Origin of the sequence: Bradyrhizobium uaiense (assembly GCF_010811875.1) — a bacterium.
Lineage (GTDB): Bacteria > Pseudomonadota > Alphaproteobacteria > Rhizobiales > Xanthobacteraceae > Bradyrhizobium > Bradyrhizobium uaiense.
Window position 1 is genome coordinate 1 of sequence record NZ_VKHP01000499.1, and the last position, 1,330, is coordinate 1,330.

The 1,330-nt window shown below is 63.5% G+C and carries 2 protein-coding genes and 2 pseudogenes; all 4 read right to left on the reverse strand.

Annotated features, from left to right (window positions below):
- Positions 1-192: pseudogene (locus tag FNJ47_RS50735) on the reverse strand (IS110 family transposase); the annotation flags it as partial.
- A 115-nt stretch (positions 193-307) separates the two neighbouring features.
- A complete protein-coding gene (locus FNJ47_RS46095) occupies positions 308-673 on the reverse strand; it encodes an IS66 family transposase (protein ID WP_163163421.1) in 366 nt (121 codons plus the stop codon).
- Positions 674-774: 101 nt separating this feature from the next.
- Positions 775-1,142 (reverse strand): annotated as a pseudogene (gene tnpB / locus FNJ47_RS54960) (IS66 family insertion sequence element accessory protein TnpB).
- Positions 1,139-1,330: hypothetical protein (locus tag FNJ47_RS46110; protein WP_163163425.1), on the reverse strand; the 192-nt coding region annotated here is incomplete at its 5' end. The gene FNJ47_RS46110 and the pseudogene tnpB, both read right to left, overlap by 4 nt.

A 1,330-nucleotide genomic window follows, 5' to 3' on the forward strand; every position in this document is an offset into this window, starting at 1 on the left:
ATGGATCAACCGGATATCGTGGCCAAACTTACCAATCTCCCGTCCCCAATAATGGGCGCTGGCGCAGGCCTCCATCGCGACCACACACCTCGGCAACCTCGCGAAAAACTCGAGCAATCTGCTGCGGTTGAGTTTCTTACGCAGAACGGTCCTCCCATGGTGAGCGGCGCCACGAAGACCAACCAGCTTCACGAACTTCTGGCCTGGAACTGGAAGGCCGCATGCGAAGCCGAAAAGCGAGACGTGGCATGACGAAGCCCAAGCAACGGCGGGGAACGCGAAAAGCACGCAAGACGACGATGGCGGACTATGCCATGTCGTTCGAACGGCTCGGGCAATGGATCAGCGAGCGCGCCAGGTCGCCGATCCGGTGCATCTGACCCGTGCAGCACGGGCACAGCGTGGATGCCGGCTCGATCACCCGCTCGACCCGGGGCAGATGCGCCAGCAGCGCGCCGATGTTGCGCCTCGCTTTGCGCCGCTTCGGTCTCGGCGCGTCCGGTTTGTCGTCATTGGCCGGAGGCTGCGCGCCCGCGGTCCGTTCCAGATCGAGCGCGATCTGTTCAGCGCAGACGATTGCCGAGCGCTCCGATCGCGCGCCGAAGGTCAGGCTCTTCAACGTGGCGATCTCTGCGCGCAGCTCGTCGTTCTCGCCTTCGAAAGCCAGCACCATCTCGGCGAGAGCCGCAGGGTCAGAGGGGAGATCTTCAGGGCGAAGCGCCATATCGCAGAGCTACACGAACACACTCGCAATCGCCAGCAAAACAAGACGATTCAGGCAACTTTCGTCGGCCGCTTCGTCACCTTCGGGACCACGCGCGACCACTCCGCAAGGCCTTCAGTCAGCATCGCCAGTCAGCATCGCCAGTTGCGCCCCCGTCACCGGCATCGTACCCTCGCGAACAGGTGGCCAGGCGAAGCCCCGATTCTCGAGCCACTTCGTCGCTAGAACCATTCCCGAGCCGTCAAAAACCAGTAGCTTCAAACGATCCGATCGCTTCGATCGGAAGACATAAACGTCGCCGCTGTAGCTTGCCGCCTATTCCCTCCGCTACCAGCGCGACCAGGCCATGAACGCCTTTGCGAAAGTCAATCGGCTGCGTCGCGACGAACACACGGACCATTGGACCGAACGAGATCATCGCGTCGACCTCACCGCCGCCAGCACGCGCTCCAGCGTCGCGGCGTCGACGCCGACGGGCGCGCGCACCGTCGCGCCCGCGATCATCACCTCGATCCGCTCGGCCGGACTCACCAGAACATGCGCCTTATCGATCGCGTTCGGCTGCGCCTCGACGGCGGCGTCGAGCCTGACTTGCACGAACTGCGG

Coding starts and splice junctions, on each gene's coding strand:
- FNJ47_RS46095 (WP_163163421.1), bottom strand. CDS start 673: ATGGTGCTGGCTTTCGAAGGCGAGAACGACGAGCTGCGCGCAGAGATC.